Below are 18187 nucleotides of genomic sequence, written 5' to 3'. Positions count from 1 at the left end.
GGAGGGCGGGCTGGTCACCCCGGGCACCGAGGTGCTGATGGACGACCCGATCTGGTTGGTGCTGGTCAAGGTCGTCGGCGTCTTCGTCCTGCTGCTGCTCATGACGCTGCTGATGATCTGGTGGGAGCGCCGGATGATCGGGCGGATGCAGAACCGGTACGGGCCCAACCGCACCGGCAAGTTCGGGCTGCTGCAGTCGCTGGCCGACGGGATCAAGCTGGCGTTCAAGGAGGACATCCGGCCGCTGCTGGCCGACAAGTGGGTCTACTTCCTGGCGCCGGTGATCTCCACCGTGCCCGCGTTCGTGGCCTTCTCGGTCATCCCGCTCGGCGGCGAGGTCTCGATCTTCGGCGAGCCCACCCTGCTGCAGGTCGCCGACCTGCCGGTGGGGGTGCTGGTGATCCTGGCCGCGTCCTCGGTCGGGGTGTACGGCATCGTGCTGGCCGGCTGGTCCTCCGGCTCGCCCTACCCGCTGCTGGGCGCGCTGCGCTCGGCGGCGCAGGTCATCTCCTACGAGATCGCGATGGGCCTGTCCATCGTGGCGGTGGTGCTCTACACCGGGTCGCTGTCCACCGCGGCCATCGTCGGCGCGCAGGCCGACCGCTGGTTCGTGGTGGTGCTGCTGGGCAGCTTCGCGGTGTACGTGGTCTCCATGATCGGGGAGACCAACCGGGCCCCGTTCGACCTGGCCGAGGCCGAGAGCGAGCTGGTCGGCGGCTTCCACACCGAGTACTCGTCGCTGAAGTTCGCGCTGTTCTTCCTGTCCGAGTACGTCAACATGGTCACCGTCTCGGCCCTGGCCACCACCATGTTCCTGGGCGGCTGGCGGGCGCCGTGGCCGCTGTCGGCGGTGGGCGACGGGGTGCTCAACACCGGCTGGTGGCCGCTGCTGTGGTTCCTGGTCAAGACCATCGGCTTCCTGTTCCTGTTCATCTGGCTGCGCGGTGCCCTGCCCCGCTTCCGCTACGACCAGTTCATGGCGCTGGGCTGGAAGGTGCTCGTGCCGTTCAGCCTGCTGTGGATCGTCGCGGTGGCCACGGTGCGGGCCCTGCAGCGCAGCGAGGACGTCTCCGCCACCACGATCCTGGTCATCGGCGGCGTGGTGCTGGTGATCCTGCTGGCCGTGGCCTTCCTGGTGCCCGACCGCTCGGTGCCCGACGACGACGGGCAGCCGCCGGTGGTCGGGTCGTTCCCGGTGCCGCCGCTGGACCTGGTGGTCCCGCCGCACCCGGGGATCGCGCGGGCCGAGCAGACGGCCGTCAGCGGCCCGGCCGCCGACGTGCCGGCCCAGCCCGGGGCGCTGCGGGCGAAGCGCCGCGGCCGGGTCTCCGCCCGCCCCGACCAGCCCGACCCCGATCCCGCCCCGTCCGGCACCCGCAGGGAGGACCGCCATGGGTCTGCTTGACCCGGTGAGGGGCTTCGGCCTCACCTTCGCGACGATGTTCACCAAGGCCGCCACCGAGCAGTACCCGGAGGAGGTGAAGATCCCCGCCAAGGGCTACCACGGCCGCCACCAGCTCAACCGGCACCCGGACGGGCTGGAGAAGTGCGTGGGCTGCGAGCTGTGCGCCTGGGCCTGCCCGGCCGACGCCATCTTCGTGGAGGGTGCGGACAACACCGACGCGGTCCGCTACTCGCCCGGGGAGCGCTACGGCGCGGACTACCAGATCAACTACCTGCGCTGCATCGGCTGCGGGTTGTGCGTGGAGGCGTGCCCCACCCGGGCGCTGACCATGACCCCGGTGTACGAGCTGGCCGAGAACAACCGGCAGGCGCTGATCTACACCAAGGAGGACCTGCTGGCGCCGCTGCTGGCCGGCATGGAGCAACCCCCGCACCCCATGCGGCTGGGCGAGGACGAGCAGGACTACTACGTCAACGGCCCCCGCCTGGCCCGGGAGCCCGCCGAGGGTGAGCCGACCGTGCGCGGCCCCGGGACGGGGCGGGCGTGATGGGCGGCGCCGCCATGACCACCACCCTGCTGGCCCAGGGCGCCAGCGGGGTGAGCACCGGCGAGGCGGTGGTGTTCTGGATCCTCGGCCCGCTCGCCCTGGCCGGTGGGCTGGGCATGGTGCTGGCCCGCAACGCGGTGCACTCGGCGCTGTTCCTGGCCATGAGCATGCTCAGCCTCGGGGTGCTCTACCTGGTGCAGCAGGCCCCGTTCCTGGGCTTCGTGCAGATCATCGTCTACACCGGCGCCATCATGATGCTGTTCCTGTTCGTGCTCATGCTGGTGGGCCGCGACGCCTCGGACTCGGTGGTGGAGGTGCTGCGCGGGCACCGGCTGGCCGGCATCGGCCTGGGGCTGGGCTTCGCGGTGCTGGTGGTCGCGGCGCTGGCCCGCGCCCTCACCGACGTGCACGCCACCGGGCTGACGGCCGCCAACGACGCCGACGGCGGCAACGTCGGGCAGATCGGCCGGCTGCTGTTCACCGACTACCTGTTCCCCTTCGAGCTCACGTCCGCGCTGCTGATCACCGCCGCCCTGGGCGCGATGGTGCTCGCCTACGTCGGCAGGGGCGCGCAGGACAAGTCCAGCCAGCGCGAGCGGGTGGTGGCTCGGCTGCGCGGCGACCGCATCTCCCCGCTGCCCGGGCCTGGGGTGTTCGCCACCACCAGCTCCGTGGCCACCCCCGCCCTGCTGCCGGACGGCTCGGTCGCCCCGGAGTCGATCTCGGCGATCATCGAGGCCACCGCCACCGAGCGGCTCACCCGGGACCTCGCCCAGGTCCGCAGCCGCCACGACAGCCGCGACCCGCACCAGCTCACCGGCGACGGCACGCGGGAGGAGGAGCAGTGACCCCGGCCTACTACCTGCTGCTGTCGGCGCTGCTGTTCGCGGTCGGCGCCGTCGGGGTGCTGGTGCGCCGCAACGCCATCGTGGTGTTCATGTGCATCGAGCTGATGCTCAACGCGGTGAACCTGACGCTGGTCACCTTCGCCCGCATCAACGGCAACCTCTCCGGCCAGCTCATGGCGTTCTTCGTCATGGTGGTGGCTGCCGCCGAGGTGGTCGTCGGGCTCGCGATCATCATGGCGATGTTCCGCTCACGCCGCTCGGCCTCGGTCGACGACGCCAGCTTGCTGAAGTACTGACGGGGGCGGGGACGGATGAACGGGACACACGCAGCGGTGGACGCGCTGGGCACCCTGGCCGCGGAGCTGCCGGCGACCGCCTCCACCCAGGCCAGCGGGCTGCAGTCGGCGGCGTGGCTGCTGGTGGCGCTGCCCGCGCTGGGTGCGGTGGTGCTGCTGCTCGGGGGGCGTCGCACCGACCGCTGGGGCCACTGGCTGGGGTGCGCCACCGTGCTCGCCGCGCTCGGCTACGGCGCGGCGCTGTTCGCCGAGCGGGACGCCGGCTCACCGGTCACCGACGTCACCCTCTTCGACTGGATGAGCGTCGGCTCCTACCAGCTGAGCTTCGGGATGCGGATCGACCCGCTCTCGCTGACCTTCGTGCTGCTGATCACCGGCGTCGGCTTCCTCATCCACCTGTACTCGGTGGGCTACCTCGACCACGACCCCGGCCGGCGCCGGTTCTTCGCCTACCTCAACCTGTTCATCGCCGCCATGGTGGTGCTGGTGCTGGCGGACAACCTGGTGGTGCTCTACCTGGGCTGGGAGGGCGTGGGCGTCGCCTCCTACCTGCTCATCGGCTACTACCAGGACCGCCCGTCCGCGGCCACGGCCGCCAAGAAGGCCTTCCTGATGAACCGGGTGGGCGACGTGGGGCTGGCGCTGGCCATCTTCCTGCTCTGGACCAACCTGGGCACCGTCAGCTACGCCGGCATCTTCGCCGAGACCGGTGGCATCGCCGACCTCGCCGCCCGCAGCCCCGGCACGGTGGTGGCCATCTGCCTGCTGCTGCTGCTGGGCGCCTGCGGCAAGTCCGGGCAGTTCCCGCTGCAGTCCTGGCTACCCGACGCCATGGAGGGCCCCACGCCGGTGTCGGCGCTCATCCACGCCGCCACCATGGTCACCGCGGGGGTGTACCTCATCGCCCGGTGCAACCCGATCTTCGACCAGAGCAGCTCGGCCCGGCTGGTGGTGATGATCATCGGCGCGGTCACCATCACCATCGGCTGCATCGCGGGCTGCGCCCACGACGACCTGAAGAAGGTGCTGGCCTACTCCACCGTCAGCCAGATCGGCTACATGATCCTGGCGGTCGGGCTGGGCACCGCGGGCTACGCGCTGGCCATCGCGCACCTGCTGGCGCACGGCTTCTTCAAGGCCGGCCTCTTCCTCGGTGCCGGGTCCGTCATGCACGCCATGCACGACGAGACCGACATGCGCCGCTTCGGCGGGCTGTGGCGGCAGATGCCCGTCACCTTCGCCACCTTCGGGCTCGGGTACCTGGCCATCATCGGCTTCCCGTTCCTGTCCGGGTACTTCACCAAGGACGCCATCATCGAGGCCTCGTTCGCGCAGAGCGGGTGGCAGGGCTGGGTGTTCGGGCTGGTCACCGTCCTGGGTGCCTTCCTCACCGCCTTCTACATGACCCGCCTGATGCTGATGACCTTCTTCGGCGAGGCCCGCTGGGCGCAGCTGCGCACCGCCGCGGGCGACCAGCTGCGCCCGCACGAGCCCGGCTGGGTGATGACGGTGCCGATGGTGCTGCTGGCCGTCGGGTCGGTGGGGGCGGGCTACGTGCTCGTGCACGGCGAGCGGCTGGCCGGGTTCCTCACCCCGTCGCTGGGCGAGCTGGTCGAGCACCACGAGGACGCGCCGCTGTCGGCCGGGGCCATCGTCACGCTGACGCTGCTGCTCTCGGCCGCCGGTGCGCTGCTGGGCTGGCTGGCGGTGGGGCGCCGGCCGGTGCCGCTGGAGCGCCCCACCCGGGTGTCGGCCCCGGTGGCCGCCGCCCGCGCGGGGCTCTACGCCGACGCCGTCAACGAGGCGCTCATCGCCCGGCCGGGCACCTGGCTCACCCGGGCGCTGGTGTTCGTGGACAACCGTGGGGTGGACGGGGTGGTCACCGGCGGGGCCGCGCTGCTGGGCGGGTCGTCCTCCCGCACCCGGCGGCTGCAGACCGGGTTTGTCCGTAGCTACGCACTGGGGATGCTGGGAGGAACGGTGGTCATCGTCGCCGCACTGCTGATGGTGAGCAGCACATGAGCTCCTCGGCCCTGCTCCTGGCCCTGCTGCTCCTGCCGCTGGCCGGCGCCGCCCTGGTGCTCACCCTGGGCCGCACCGTGGGCGACGCCCCGGCCAAGGTCGCCGCGCTGGGCACCGCGCTCGTGGAGCTGGCGCTGGTGGCGGTGGTCTGGGCGGGCTACTCCACCACCGAGGCCGCGAACGGCTCACGGCTGCAGATGGCGCTGTCGGCCGACTGGATCCCCGCCTTCGGGGTGCACTTCGCCCTCGGCCTGGACGGCATCGCGCTGGTGCTGGTGGCCCTGGTCGGCGTGCTGGTCCCGGTGGTGCTGCTGGGGTCGTGGAAGCACGGCACCACCGAGGGTGAGCTGCCCGCGGGCAGCCGCTTCGCCGGCTACTTCGCCACCCTGCTGGTGCTGGAGACGTTCATGATGGGCGTCTTCCTGGCCACCGACGTCTTCCTGTTCTACGTGTTCTTCGAGGGCATGCTCGTGCCGATGTACTTCCTCATCGGGCGGTGGGGCGGGCCGCGACGGCAGTTCGCGGCGATGAAGTTCTTCCTGTACTCCCTCTTCGGCGGCCTGGTGATGCTGGCCGCGCTGATCGGGCTGTACGTCGAGTCGTCCAAGATCCTGGGCACCGGCACCTTCGACTGGCGCGAGCTGGTGGCGGTGGCGCCACAGATCCCGCACAGCACCCAGGTGTGGCTGTTCCTCGGCTTCTTCCTCGCCTTCGCGATCAAGGCGCCGCTGGTGCCGCTGCACACCTGGCTGCCTGACGCCGGCGCGGAGGCCCCCATCGGCTCGGCCGTGCTGCTGGTGGGCGTGCTGGACAAGGTGGGCACCTTCGGCTTCCTGCGCTACTGCCTGCCGCTGTTCCCCTCCGCCAGCCGCAGCCTGGCCTGGCTGGTGCTGGTGATGGCGGTGCTGGGCGTGCTCTACGGGGCCCTGGTCGCGGTGGGCCAGACCGACCTCAAGCGCTGGGTGGCCTACACCTCGGTCGCGCACTTCGGCTTCATCGCCCTCGGGGTGTTCGCCTTCACCCAGCAGTCGGCCACCGGCGCCGTGCTCTACATGGTCAACCACGGGGTGGCCACCGGCCTGCTGTTCCTGGTGGTGGGCATGGTGATCGCTCGTGGCGGGTCCCGGCGGATCAGCGACTACCGGGGCATGGCGCGTGCCACCCCGGTGCTGGCCGGGCTGTTCCTGCTGGCGGCGCTGTGCGCGCTGGCGCTGCCGGGGACCAGCTCGTTCGTGTCGGAGTTCCTGGTGCTGCTGGGCTCCTACCCCACGCAGCCGGTGTACACGATCCTGGCCACCGTGGGCATCATCCTCGCCGCGCTGTACTCGCTGTGGGTCTACCAGCGGGTGATGCAGGGACCCGAGGGCGGTGCCGGGGTGGAGGCCGCCCGGGCCAAGGGGCGGCTGCGTGACGTCACCGGGCTGGAGGTCACCGCGGTGGCCCCGCTGGTGGCGCTGATCCTGCTGCTCGGCTTCTACCCCAAGCCGGTGCTCGACGTCATCACCCCGTCGGTGAGCGCCACGCTCACCGAGCTGGGCGTGGCGCCCGAGGCCGTCACCGTGCCCGCCCAGGGAGGCCAGCGCTGATGTCCGTGCTCATCCAGAACCTTCCCGTGCTCGTCCAGGACGTCCCGCTCACCCAGCACGTGCTGGCCCAGGAGACCGTGCAGGCGCCGTCGGTGGACTACGCGGCGATCAGCCCGCTGCTGGTGCTGCTGGCGGCGGCCTGCCTGGGGGTGCTGGTGGAGGCCTTCGTGCCCCGCAGCTCCCGCTGGGCGGCGCAGGTCGGACTCTCCCTGGCCGCCCTGGTCACGGCCGGGGTGGCGCTGACGCTGCACGCCTCCGCCAGCGGCCGCACCGACGTGCAGACGCTGGCGGGCACGCTGACGGTGGACCGTCCCGCGCTGTTCCTGTGGGGCAGCCTGCTGGTGCTGGCCGCCGCGGCGGTGCTGCTCATCGCCGACCGCTCGGTGGAGCCCGGCGGGGCCTTCCTCTCCGACGTCACCGCCGGCACCGTCCAGTCGCGGCAGGAGGCCGGCGCCCGGTCCACCCACACCGAGGTCTTCCCGCTCACCCTGTTCTCCCTGGCCGGGATGATGGCCTTCGTCGCCGCCAACGACCTGCTCACCATGTTCGTGGCGCTGGAGGTGCTCTCGCTGCCGCTGTACCTGCTGTGCGGGCTGGCCCGGCGCCGGCAGCTGCTCTCCCAGGAGGCGGCGCTGAAGTACTTCCTGCTCGGCGCGTTCGCGTCCGCGATCTTCCTGTACGGCCTGGCCCTGCTCTACGGCTACGCCGGCTCGGTGCGCCTGGCCGACATCGCCACGGCCGCCTCGGGCACCGACCGCTCCGACATCCTGCTGTTCGCGGGGCTGGCCATGCTGCTGGTGGGGCTGTGCTTCAAGGCCAGCATCGGCCCGTTCCACACCTGGACCCCGGACGTCTACCAGGGCGCCCCCACCCCGGTGACCGCGCTGATGGCGGCCTGCACCAAGGTGGCCGCCTTCGGGGCGCTGCTGCGGGTGCTGCACGTGGGCTTCGCCGGGGTGCAGTGGGACTGGCGGCCGGTGATGTGGGCGGTGGCCATCATCTCCATGGTGGTCGGCACCATCATCGGCATCACCCAGACCGACATGAAGCGGCTGATCGCCTACTCCTCGGTGGCCCACGCCGGCTTCATCCTCGTGGGCACCATCGCCATCACCCCGGACGGGCTGTCCGCCACCCTGTTCTACCTGCTGGTCTACGGGCTCACCGTGATCGCGGCCCTCGGGGTGGTGACGCTGGTGCGGGACTCCCGGGGAGAGGCCGCGCACCTGTCGCAGTGGAGCGGGCTGGGCCGGCGCTCGCCGCTGGTGGCGGGGATCTTCGCGTTCCTCATGCTCTCGCTGGCGGGCATCCCGCTCACCGGCGGGTTCATCGCCAAGTTCGGGGTGTTCTCCGCCGGCCTGCAGGACGGGATGGCCCCGCTGGTGGTCGTGGGCGTGCTGATGAGCGCCGTGGCGGCCTTCTTCTACCTCCGCGTGATCGTGCTGATGTTCTTCAGCGAACCCGCCGTGGACGGGCCGACCGTCACGGTGCCGGGGGTATTTACTACCGTTGCCGTTGGTATCGGGTTCCTCGGCACCCTCGTCCTGGGGGTTGTCCCTGGGCCGGTGCTTGACCTGTCGGCTGTTCAGTCGTTCATGAGCAGCCTCCCGTCCTGAGAGAGGCATGTCCTTGAGCGCGACTGAGCAGGGGTTCGCCGGCCAGTACCGAGTGGCCGGTGTCGACCTCGGTGACCCGGCTCTTGCTGAGGCGGTGCAGGGCGGGCTCGACGCGGTCGAGGAGCTGCTGACCACCGAGCTCAGCACCGGCGACCTCTTCATCACCGAGAAGGCGCTGCACCTGGTGCGCGCCGGCGGCAAGCGCTTCCGGCCGTTGTTCACGCTGCTGGCGGCCCAGCTGGGCCCGGACGCGGGCTCGCCCGACGTGGTCACCGCGGGCGGGGTGGTGGAGCTGATCCACCTGGCCACGCTCTACCACGACGACGTGATGGACGAGGCGACCATGCGCCGTGGCGCGGTGAGCGCCAACGCCCGCTGGGACAACAGCATCGCCATCCTCGCCGGCGACTTCCTCTTCGCCCACGCCTCGCGCCTGGTGGCCCGGCTGGGCCCCGACGCGGTGCGGATCATCGCCGAGACCTTCGCCGAGCTGGCCACCGGCCAGATGCGCGAGACCGTGGGCCTGGCCGAGGGCCAGGACCCGGTGCAGCACTACCTGCGCGTGGTGGCGGAGAAGACCGGCTCGCTCATCGCCACCTGCGGGCGCTACGGCGGCATGTTCTCCGGCGCCGACGACGAGCAGGTGGAGCGGCTGCACCGGCTCGGCGAGGCGGTGGGCACCGCGTTCCAGATCTCCGACGACATCATCGACATCGCCTCGGACTCCACCGAGTCGGGCAAGACGCCGGGCACCGACCTGCGCGAGGGCGTGCACACCCTGCCGGTGCTGCTCGCCCTCACCGAGTCCGGCCCGGACGCCGAGCGGCTGCGGGTGCTGCTGGACGGCCCCGTCACCGACGACGCCGACGTGAACGAGGCGCTGGAGCTGCTGTCCCGCTCAGCCGGGCTGGTGGCGGCCAAGGCCACCCTGGGCCGCTACGCCGACGCCGCGCACGCCGAGCTGGCGGCACTGCCGCAGGGGCCGGCCAACACCGCGCTGCGGCGGCTGGTCGACTACACCGTCGCCCGGACGGGTTAGCGGGCGGGTGAGCCTGGCCGCCGCGCCCAGCACCGTCTGGGCGATCAGCGACCTGCACGTCGGGCACGGCGACAACAAGGCGGTGCTGGAGAGCCTGCGCCCGGTGGGGGAGCAGGACTGGCTGCTGGTGGTCGGCGACGTGGCCGACCGGGTGGACGACATCGCCTGGGCGCTGCGGCTGCTCACCGACCGCTTCCGCCGGGTGGTGTGGGTGCCGGGCAACCACGAGCTGTGGACCACCCAGCGCGGTGACGGGGCCGGGCTGCGGGGCCAGGCCCGCTACGACCACCTGGTGGCGCTGTGCCGCAGCCTGGGGGTGCTCACCCCGGAGGACCCGTACCCGGTGTGGCGCGGGCCGGACGGGCCGGTGACGGTGGCTCCGCTGTTCCTGCTCTACGACTACACCTTCCGGCCGGCCGGCACCTCCACCAAGGAGGAGGCGCTGGCCTACGCCCACTCCACCGGCGTGGTGTGCTCCGACGAGTTCCTGCTGCACCCCGACCCGCACGCGGGCATCGACGACTGGTGCCGCGAGCGGGTCGCGGTGACCGAGCGCCGGCTGGCCGCGGTGACCAACCCGGTGGTGCTGGTCAACCACTGGCCGCTGGTGCGCACCCCCACCGACGTGCTGCGCTACCCGGAGTTCGCGCAGTGGTGCGGCACCGAGCTGACCGCCGACTGGCACACCCGCTTCGGGGCGGTGGCCATGGTCTACGGGCACCTGCACATCCCGCGCACCACCCACTACGACGGCGTGCGCTTCGAGGAGGTCTCGCTGGGCTACCCGCGGGAGTGGAAGCGCCGCTCCGCCCAGCCCGGGGTGCTGCGCCAGATCCTGCCGCCGCCGCCGTGATCGAGCGCATCGTCGACGCCGCGGTCGCCACCCAGGAGACCTTCGGCCCACCCCCCGAGCGCGAGCTGTTCCCCACCGAGCGCGAGCGGATCGAGCGAGCGGTGCAGCGCCGTCGGCGCGACTTCGCCGACGTGCGCTGGTGCGCCCGCCAGGCGATGGCCCAGCTCGGGGTGCCGGCCGCGGCGATCCTGCCCGGTGACCGCGGCGCCCCCCAGTGGCCGGCGGGGGTGGTGGGCAGCATGACCCACTGCGAGGGCTACCGCGGCGCCGCGGTGGCGCTGGCCGCCCACGTGCACGGCGTGGGCATCGACGCCGAGCCGCACGGGCCGCTGCCCGACGGCGTGCTGGACGTGATCAGCCTGCCCGCCGAGCGCGAGTGGCTGGCGCAGGCACCGCCGGGGGTGCACTGGGACAAGCTGCTGTTCAGCGCCAAGGAGAGCACCTACAAGGTCTGGTTCCCGCTCACGGGCCGCTGGCTGGGCTTCGAGGACGCCCACATCAGCATCGACCCGGACGCGGGCACCTTCACCACCCGGCTGCTGGTGCCCGGCCCGGTGGTGGACGGGGTGCCGCTCACCGAGCTCAGGGGACGATGGACGACGTCGCCAGAGCTGGTGCTGACCGCGATCTCGCTGACCGCCTGGCCGTGACCACGGCGTCGGCGGTGAAGATCGCCAGCGCCACCCAGATGATGACGAACCCGGCCCACCGCGAGGCGGGCATAGTCTCGTGCACCACCAGCAGTCCCCAGCACAGCTGCAGCACCGGGGTGAGGTACTGCAGCATGCCGATGGTCACCAGCGGCACCCGCTGGGCAGCGCCGCCGAAGAGCAGCAGCGGCAGGGCGGTGACGACCCCGGCGGTGACCAGCAGCAGCGCGTGGCCCGCCCCGTGCGTGGTGAAGGTGGACTCTCCGCTGACCTGCAGCCACACCAGGTAGCCGACCGCGAGCGGCGCCACCACGATGCCCTCCGCGGTGAGGCTGGTGCGCGGATCCAGCTTGATGGTCTTCTTCACCAGCCCGTACAGGCCGAAGGAGCAGGCCAGGGTGAGCGCGATGAAGGGCGGCCGCCCGTAGGCCACCGTGAGCACCACCACCGCCGACAGGGCCACCAGCAGCGCCACCAGCTGCCAGCGACGCAGCCGCTCCCGCAGCACCACCACGCCCAGCAGCACGCTCAGCAGCGGGTTGATGAAGTACCCCAGCGCTGCCTCCACCACGTGGTCGGAGTTCACCGCGTAGATGTAGGTGCCCCAGTTCACCGCGATCAGCACCGAGGCGGCCGCGGCCATCAGCCAGGTGCGGGCCGGGATGCCCCGCAGCCGGGCCAGCCGCCCGGTCAGCGCCAGCAGCCCCAGCATGAACACCAGCGTCCACACCATCCGGTGCGCGAGGATCTCCACCGCGCCCGCGGGCTTGAGCAGCGGGAAGAAGGCTGGGAACAGCCCCCACATCCCGTAGGCGCCGAACCCCATGAGGAGCCCAGTCTGGGCCGCCGTGCGCGCGGGTCGGGGCTGGTCGTGGCTCACCAGGACAAAAATAGACCGGCCCCACGAGGGGGCCGGTCCAGGGTGGTGCGGGGTGGTCGGGCTGCTAGGCCACGGTCCAGGTGTCCTTGCCGGACAGCAGGCCCTGCAGGGCCTCGTCGCCGCCGGGCCGGGCGTCCTTGGCCGTCTGCACCTGCTCGCGGACCGAGTCGTCGTAGGTGGGCTTGGTGACCCGCCGGAAGACACCCGTGACCGTGTGGTTCAGGTCCTGGTCGGACAGTCGGCTCAGCGCGAAGTGGTACTCGGGGTTGTCGGTGGTGGCGTCGTGCACCACGATCTCCGACGCGGCCACGCTGTTGGTGTCCACCACCTTCAGGCTGAACCCGTCGCGGACGACGCAGTGCTCGCCGTCCGGGCCGAAGATGATCGGCTCGCCGTGGCTGAGCGGGATCAGCCGGTGCGGCGCCTCCTCGCCCTTGCGCAGGACGTCGAAGGAGCCGTCGTTGAAGATCGGGCAGTCCTGGAAGATCTCGATGAACGCGGTGCCCCGGTGCTCGGCGGCCTGGCGCAGCACCTCGGCGAGGCCCTTGCGGTCGGAGTCCATCGCCCGGGCCACGAAGGTGGCCTCGGCGCCCAGCGCCAGCGACAGCGGGTTGAACGGGTTGTCCAGCGAGCCCATCGGGGTGGACTTGGTGACCTTGCCGACCTCGGAGGTGGGGGAGTACTGCCCCTTGGTGAGGCCGTAGATCCGGTTGTTGAACAGCAGGATCTTCAGGTTCACGTTGCGGCGCAGGGTGTGGATCAGGTGGTTGCCGCCGATGGACAGCGCGTCGCCGTCACCGGTGACCACCCACACCGACAGGTCCGGCCGCGACACCGACAGGCCGGTGGCGATGGCCGGGGCGCGGCCGTGGATGGAGTGCATCCCGTAGGTCTCGAGGTAGTACGGGAACCGCGAGGAGCAGCCGATGCCGGAGACGAACACGATGTTCTCGCGCTTGAGGCCCAGCTCGGGCAGGAAGCCGCGGATGGTGGCCAGGATGGCGTAGTCGCCACACCCGGGGCACCAGCGGACCTCGGAGCCGGAGGTGAAGTCCTTGGCCTTCTGCGGGGTGTCCGTGGTCGGGATGCCCGCGAGAGCGGTCAGTCCCAGGTCATTGCCGACAGTGGCGGTCATGCGGAAACCTCTCCAGTGGTTGCGGCAGCGGCGCGCGCGTCCGTGTTCTTGGCGGCCTCCGACGCCGCCAGGGTCCCGGCCTCGGCCTCCAGGAGCACGTCCTGCAGCTCCTCGGCCAGGAAGGCCAGCCCGGCCACCTTGGTGACGGGCTGGATGTCCACGAGGTAGCGCGCACGCAGCATCATGGACAGCTGCCCGAGGTTCATCTCGGGAACGACCACCCGCTCGTAGCGGCGGAGCACCTCACCGAGGTTCGCCGGCAGCGGGTTGAGGTGGCGCAGGTGCGCCTGGGCGATGGGGGTGCCGAGCTTGCGCACCCGGCGGGCAGCGGCACCGATGGGGCCGTAGGAGCTGCCCCAGCCGAGCACCAGCGTCGTGGCCGCGCCGCTGGGGTCGTCCACGATGACGTCGGGCACGGTGATGCCGTCGATCTTGGCCTGGCGCAGCCGGACCATCAGCGAGTGGTTGGCCGGGTCGTAGGAGATGGCGCCGGGGCCGTTGGACTTCTCCAGGCCGCCGATGCGGTGCTCCAGGCCCGCGGTGCCGGGGATGGCCCACGGGCGGGCGAGCGTCTCCGGGTCGCGCTCGTAGGGGGCGAACTCGGACTTGCCCAGGCCCACGCCGGCTGCGGCGTCGCCACCGGCGGGAGCCTCGGCGAACGCGGGGTCGATGCGGGGCAGGTCGTCCACCTCGGGCACCGCCCACGGCTCGGAGCCGTTGGCGATCGCACCGTCGGAGAGCAGCAGCACCGGGGTGCGGTAGGTGATCGCGATCCGCGCGGCCTCCAGGGCGGCGGCGAAGCAGTCCGAGGGGGACTGCGGTGCCACGATCGGCACCGGCGACTCACCGTTGCGGCCGTACATCGCCTGCAGCAGGTCGGCCTGCTCGGTCTTGGTGGGCAGACCCGTGGAGGGGCCACCGCGCTGGACGTCGATGATGAGCATCGGCAGCTCGGTCATCACGGCCAGGCCGATGGTCTCGCTCTTGAGCGCCAGGCCGGGGCCGGACGTGGTGGTCACCCCGAGCGCGCCACCGAAGGCCGCACCCAGCGCCGCGCCGACGCCGGCGATCTCGTCCTCGGCCTGCAGCGTGGTCACGTCGAAGTTCTTGTGCTTGCTCAGCTCATGCAGGATGTCCGACGCCGGGGTGATGGGGTAGGAGCCCAGGAACACCGGCAGGCCGGAGCGCTTGCCAGCAGCGACCAGGCCGTAGGCCAGCGCGGTGTTGCCGGTGACCTGGCGGTAGGTCCCCTTGGGCAGCGAGGCGGCAGCCACCTTGTAGGTGGTGGCGAAGGCCTCCGTGGTCTCGCCGTAGTTCCAGCCGGCCTTGTAGGCGAGCACGTTGGCCTCGGCCACCGCGGGGATCTTGGCGAACTTCTCCCGCAGGAACGCCTCGGTGCCCTCCACCGGGCGGTGGTACATCCAGGACAGCAGCCCGAGGGCGAACATGTTCTTCGCGCGCTCGGCGTCCTTCTTGGACAGCCCGGTCGACTCCACCGCGCCGCGGGTCAGCGTGGCCATGGCCACCGGGTGCACCACGAAGTCGTGGAGCTCGTCGGTCTCCAGCGGGTTGGCCGCGTAGCCGGCCGTGGTGAGGTTGCGCTTGCTGAACTCATCGGTGTTGACGATCAGCGTGCCGCCGCGGGGGAGGTCGCCGATGTTGGCCTTGAGCGCGGCGGGGTTCATCGCCACCAGGACGTCGGGGCGGTCGCCGGCGGTGAGGATGTCGTAGTCGGCGAAGTGGATCTGGAAGCTCGAGACTCCCGCCAGGGTGCCGCGGGGGGCCCGGATCTCGGCCGGGAAGTTGGGCTGGGTGGCCAGGTCGTTGCCGAACGCTGCCGCCTCGGAGGTGAACCGGTCGCCTGCCAGCTGCATGCCGTCACCGGAGTCACCGGCGAATCGGATGACCACGCGGTCGATCTCGCGGGTCTCACGGGGCAGACCGGTGTCGGTCGAGATATCGGTAGTCATCGAGAAAGGGACCCCTTCCGGGCCGTCATCCTGCATCGCACGAGGCCGGGGTACTCTCCGGCCACCTGGACCAGTCCACGACGATACGTGGGACGGTCAAGGTGCTGCTCCTGGGTATCCTACGGCCGTCGCGCCGTCCAACCGGGTGTGACCAGTGTCACTGTGGCCTAGCTGATTTGCTGCTGATCTTCTGCTGCAACGCCGCCAGGCGGGCGGTGAATTCCGGGGACGTGATCGAGGAGACCTGCGGGCCGAGCTCCGCGGCCAGCGCGGTGGCGTGCAGGTCGGTGTCCAGCGCGCCCGGCACCCCCGTGGCCCGCATCGTCGCCTTGGTGGCCAGCACGAGCTCGCGGGGCGCGGCCGCCGGCGCGGCGCACAGCTGCACCGCCGCCGCCACCACGTCCTCGTGCCGGGCCAGCGCCAGCCCGTTGGCCACCGCGGCGTCGGCGTCACAGATCTCGCCGAAGAGCACCATGGCGCGTGCCGTGGCCGGACCGACCGCGCGCTGCAGCATCCAGGTCATGCCACCGCCGGGGTGGATGCCCAGCTGCAGGAAGCGTGCGTCGAAGCGGGCGCGGGGTCCGGCCAGGCGCACGTCGGCCGCCAGGGCGAGGTTGAGCCCAGCGCCCACGGCCGCGCCGTTCACCGCGGCCACCGTGGGCAGCGTGCACCGGGCCACGGCCAGGAAGCCGGCGTAGATGCGCCGCAGACCTTCCTCCTTGGCCGCGCCGAGCGCGCTGAGGTCCGCGCCGGCGCAGAACGCCGGTGCTGCCCCAGTCACCACCACGGCGTGCACGTCCTCGTCGGCCTCGCAGGCCTGCACCGCCGCGGCCAGGTCCTCGGACAGCTGCAAGGTGAGGGCGTTGCGCCGCTCGGGGTCGCTCACGGTGATCACCGCGACGCGGCCGGAGACCTCGGTGTGCACCCCGACGCTGGGGCTCGGCTGGCTCATGGCTGCATCCTGCCAGCCGGGCACCCGCGCGCCAGGGACCTGCGCCGCGGCTCCACTACTCTCGGCGCTGTGCAGACAACGGTCGAGGTGGCAGGCGTGGCGCTCACGGTGCAGGTGCTCGACCTGGGCCTGGCCTGCTGCGGGGTGGAGGTGATGGCGGCCCTGCAGGACGGCTCCCGCACCCCGCTCACCCCGGCCGAGCCGCCGCCCGGTGCGCCCACCGCACAGGTGCTGGTGGTGTCCGGGACCGTCACCGACGTGCTGGCCGGCGCCGTGCGCGCGGCCTACGAGCGGCTGCCCGAACCTCGCTACGTGGTGTCCATCGGGGCGTGCTGCGCCACCGGTGGTCCGTACTGGGACTCCTACAGCGTCACCAAGGGCGTGGACCAGCTGGTGCCGGTGCACGTCTCGGTGCCCGGCTGCCCGCCCCGGCCGGAGGCGGTGCTCGACGGGCTGCGTGCCCTGGCGCCGGTGGTCCTCGCGGAGCGGGCGGCGGCGTGAGCGTCGGTGACGCCGGGCTGGCGCGCGCCCTGGTGCAGGCGCTGGGCGTCGGCGAGGTGACCGAGTCCTTCGGCCAGCACACCGCGCAGGTGCCGCTGCCGGAGTGGGTGCGGGCCGCCACCGTCGCCCGCGACGAGCTGGGCTGCAGCATGTTCGACCACCTCGCCGTGCACGACGCCGGCGGGCCCGGCGGCAGCGGCGCGAGCTGGGAGGTGACCGCGCACGTGGTGGTGCCGGCCGGGTGCCGCGGGCTGCTGGTGCGCACCACGGTGGCCGTCGACGGCGAGCTGCCCAGCATCACCGGCGTGTGGGCCGGCGCGGCGTGGCACGAGCGGGAGGCCGCGGAGATGGCCGGCCTGGAGGTCACCGGGCACCCGGACCTGCGACCGCTGCTGCTGGCCCCCGGCGCCGGCCTGCACCCGCTGCGCAAGGACACCGTGCTCGCCTCGCGCGGAGTGCGGCCGTGGCCGGGCCGGATGGAGCCGGGGGAGGGTGCCGCGCCCACGTCGGCCGGCCGCCGTCGGGCCAGCGCCCCTGGTGTGCCGGGGCAGCAGTGGGAGCAGCCCGGGGAGGAGCAGCAGTGACCGTGCTCGATCGTGCCCGCGGGGTCATCGCGCTGCTGGCGGAGAACTGCACCAGCTGCATGATCTGCGCCCGCGAGTGCCCCGACTGGTGCATCCACATCGAGTCCAGCACCGAGCAGCCCGACCGCGACGCCGCCGGCCGCTCCCGGGCGCGGGCCCGGCCGGTGCTGGAGCGCTTCGCCATCGACTACGGGCAGTGCATGTACTGCGGCATCTGCGTGGACGCGTGCCCGTTCGACGCGCTGCACTGGTCGCCGGCGCACGACTATCCCGGCGTCGACCCCGCGGGCAGCGCCGCCGTGGTGGAGCTGGTGGCCGAGCGCGACGTGCTGGCCGAGCTGGTGGCGCAGGTGCCCCCACCAGGGAACTGACGCCTGCGACCCGGCGTTGTCGTGGTGAGCAAGCAGACATGGGGACACGGAAGGACTGGGCAGGATGCACCGGCACGCCAACGGACTGAAGACGGCCCTGCTGCTGGGTGCGATGTCCGCGCTCATCGTGCTGGTCGGCGGGCTCTTCGGCCGCACCGCGCTGCTCGTCGCGGTGGTGTTCGCGGTGGGGATGAACGCCTACGTCTACTTCCGCAGCGACACCCTGGCGCTCAAGGCCATGCACGCCCGGCCGGTCACCGAGGCGGAGCAGCCGCGGATGTACGCCATCGTCCGCGAGCTCGCCACCGTGGCGCACCAGCCGATGCCGCGGCTCTACGTCAGCCCCACCGTGGCACCCAACGCGTTCGCCACCGGCCGCAACCCCCGGCACGCCGCGGTCTGCTGCACCACCGGGATCCTGCAGCTGCTCGACGACCGGGAGCTGCGAGCAGTGCTGGGCCACGAGCTGTCGCACGTGTACAACCGCGACATCCTCATCTCCTCGGTGGCCGGCGCGCTGGCCTCGGTCATCACCGGGCTGGCCAACATGGCGATGTTCTCCAGCTTCTTCGGCGGCAACGGCGGCAACCGCCCCAACCCGCTGGTGATGATCCTGGTGTCGCTGCTCGGCCCCATCGCCGCCGGCGTGGTGCAGATGGCGGTGTCGCGCTCCCGGGAGTACCAGGCCGACGCCTCCGGCGCCGAGCTCACCGGCGACCCGCTGGCCCTGGCCTCGGCCCTGCGCAAGCTGGAGCTGGGCACCCAGGCGGCCCCCCTGCCGCCCGAGCCCGCGCTCACCAGCCAGTCTCACCTGATGATCGCCAACCCGTTCCGGGTGGGCGACCGGGCGGCACGGCTGTTCTCCACCCACCCGCCCATCGCCGAGCGCATCGAGCGACTGCAGCGGATGGCGGGCAAGCAGCTGCCCTGAG

At 72.1% G+C, this 18187-nt stretch carries 17 protein-coding genes and 1 pseudogene; 14 read left to right on the top strand and 4 right to left on the bottom strand.

Annotated elements, in window-relative coordinates; all coding sequences use genetic code 11:
• Positions 1 to 10: 10 nt before the first annotated feature.
• The 10 genes and pseudogenes from nuoH to AC3YNX_RS01585 all read left to right on the top strand — a co-directional run.
• Positions 11 to 1282 (top strand): annotated as a pseudogene (gene nuoH / locus AC3YNX_RS01630) (NADH-quinone oxidoreductase subunit NuoH); the annotation flags it as partial.
• 109 nt (positions 1283 to 1391) lie between these two features.
• Positions 1392 to 1952, top strand: coding sequence for an NADH-quinone oxidoreductase subunit NuoI (gene nuoI, locus AC3YNX_RS01625; RefSeq protein ID WP_127784027.1), 561 nt, complete (start codon positions 1392 to 1394; stop codon positions 1950 to 1952).
• Between the two features lie 14 nt (positions 1953 to 1966).
• Positions 1967 to 2800: an NADH-quinone oxidoreductase subunit J gene (locus tag AC3YNX_RS01620; protein WP_127784935.1), complete on the top strand. Its 834-nt coding sequence runs from the start codon at positions 1967 to 1969 to the stop codon at positions 2798 to 2800.
• Positions 2797 to 3096, top strand: coding sequence for an NADH-quinone oxidoreductase subunit NuoK (nuoK, locus tag AC3YNX_RS01615; RefSeq protein WP_127784026.1), 300 nt, complete (start codon positions 2797 to 2799; stop codon positions 3094 to 3096). The genes AC3YNX_RS01620 and nuoK overlap by 4 nt, the downstream gene beginning before the upstream one ends.
• Positions 3097 to 3111: 15 nt before the next feature.
• On the top strand, positions 3112 to 5118 hold the full coding sequence (gene nuoL / locus AC3YNX_RS01610) for an NADH-quinone oxidoreductase subunit L (RefSeq protein ID WP_489981910.1): 2007 nt from the start codon (positions 3112 to 3114) through the stop codon (positions 5116 to 5118).
• Entirely contained in the window at positions 5115 to 6704 is a 1590-nt protein-coding gene (locus AC3YNX_RS01605) for an NADH-quinone oxidoreductase subunit M (RefSeq protein ID WP_489981909.1), read from the top strand. The genes nuoL and AC3YNX_RS01605 overlap by 4 nt, the downstream gene beginning before the upstream one ends.
• The gene (nuoN, locus tag AC3YNX_RS01600; protein WP_489994398.1) at positions 6704 to 8320 is read left to right on the top strand and encodes an NADH-quinone oxidoreductase subunit NuoN; all 1617 of its coding nucleotides are present in this window, start codon (positions 6704 to 6706) and stop codon (positions 8318 to 8320) included. The genes AC3YNX_RS01605 and nuoN overlap by 1 nt, the downstream gene beginning before the upstream one ends.
• 13 nt (positions 8321 to 8333) lie before the next feature.
• Positions 8334 to 9359 carry a polyprenyl synthetase family protein gene (locus tag AC3YNX_RS01595; protein ID WP_241249076.1) on the top strand — a complete coding sequence of 342 codons (1026 nt, stop codon included), beginning with the start codon at positions 8334 to 8336 and terminating at the stop codon, positions 9357 to 9359.
• A 7-nt stretch (positions 9360 to 9366) separates the two neighbouring features.
• Positions 9367 to 10212, top strand: coding sequence for a metallophosphoesterase family protein (locus AC3YNX_RS01590; RefSeq protein WP_489994397.1), 846 nt, complete (start codon positions 9367 to 9369; stop codon positions 10210 to 10212).
• The gene (locus tag AC3YNX_RS01585; RefSeq protein ID WP_489981906.1) at positions 10209 to 10862 is read left to right on the top strand and encodes a 4'-phosphopantetheinyl transferase family protein; all 654 of its coding nucleotides are present in this window, start codon (positions 10209 to 10211) and stop codon (positions 10860 to 10862) included. Before AC3YNX_RS01590 ends, AC3YNX_RS01585 begins: the two co-directional genes overlap by 4 nt.
• On the opposite strand, the gene rarD is transcribed toward AC3YNX_RS01585, so the two are convergent.
• From rarD to AC3YNX_RS01565, 4 genes are all read right to left on the bottom strand, one after another.
• On the bottom strand, positions 10795 to 11688 hold the full coding sequence (rarD, locus tag AC3YNX_RS01580; RefSeq protein WP_489982551.1) for an EamA family transporter RarD: 894 nt from the start codon (positions 11686 to 11688) through the stop codon (positions 10795 to 10797). The two genes, AC3YNX_RS01585 and rarD, sit on opposite strands and share 68 nt — an antisense overlap.
• Before the next feature lie 118 nt (positions 11689 to 11806).
• On the bottom strand, positions 11807 to 12877 hold the full coding sequence (locus AC3YNX_RS01575) for a 2-oxoacid:ferredoxin oxidoreductase subunit beta (RefSeq protein ID WP_127784022.1): 1071 nt from the start codon (positions 12875 to 12877) through the stop codon (positions 11807 to 11809).
• Entirely contained in the window at positions 12874 to 14847 is a 1974-nt protein-coding gene (locus tag AC3YNX_RS01570) for a 2-oxoacid:acceptor oxidoreductase subunit alpha (RefSeq protein ID WP_241249071.1), read from the bottom strand. Before AC3YNX_RS01570 ends, AC3YNX_RS01575 begins: the two co-directional genes overlap by 4 nt.
• Before the next feature lie 157 nt (positions 14848 to 15004).
• Positions 15005 to 15799 carry an enoyl-CoA hydratase gene (locus AC3YNX_RS01565; RefSeq protein ID WP_489994396.1) on the bottom strand — a complete coding sequence of 265 codons (795 nt, stop codon included), beginning with the start codon at positions 15797 to 15799 and terminating at the stop codon, positions 15005 to 15007.
• 69 nt (positions 15800 to 15868) lie between these two features.
• Between AC3YNX_RS01565 and AC3YNX_RS01560 the strand changes: the two genes are divergently transcribed.
• The 4 genes from AC3YNX_RS01560 to htpX all read left to right on the top strand — a co-directional run bounded on the left by AC3YNX_RS01560 (position 15869) and on the right by htpX (position 18186).
• A complete protein-coding gene (locus tag AC3YNX_RS01560; protein ID WP_489994395.1) occupies positions 15869 to 16300 on the top strand; it encodes an NADH-quinone oxidoreductase subunit B in 432 nt (143 codons plus the stop codon).
• A complete protein-coding gene (locus AC3YNX_RS01555; protein ID WP_489994394.1) occupies positions 16297 to 16884 on the top strand; it encodes an NADH-quinone oxidoreductase subunit C in 588 nt (195 codons plus the stop codon). The genes AC3YNX_RS01560 and AC3YNX_RS01555 overlap by 4 nt, the downstream gene beginning before the upstream one ends.
• Positions 16881 to 17255, top strand: coding sequence for a 4Fe-4S binding protein (locus AC3YNX_RS01550; protein WP_489994393.1), 375 nt, complete (start codon positions 16881 to 16883; stop codon positions 17253 to 17255). Before AC3YNX_RS01555 ends, AC3YNX_RS01550 begins: the two co-directional genes overlap by 4 nt.
• Before the next feature lie 64 nt (positions 17256 to 17319).
• The gene (gene htpX / locus AC3YNX_RS01545; protein ID WP_489981901.1) at positions 17320 to 18186 is read left to right on the top strand and encodes a zinc metalloprotease HtpX; all 867 of its coding nucleotides are present in this window, start codon (positions 17320 to 17322) and stop codon (positions 18184 to 18186) included.
• Position 18187 lies beyond the last annotated feature (1 nt).

It is taken from the genome of Rhodococcus sp. Z13_19A, assembly GCF_058133575.1.
The sequence above is the reverse complement of the archived record's forward strand: the minus strand, read 5'-3'. Positions and strand labels throughout refer to the sequence as shown.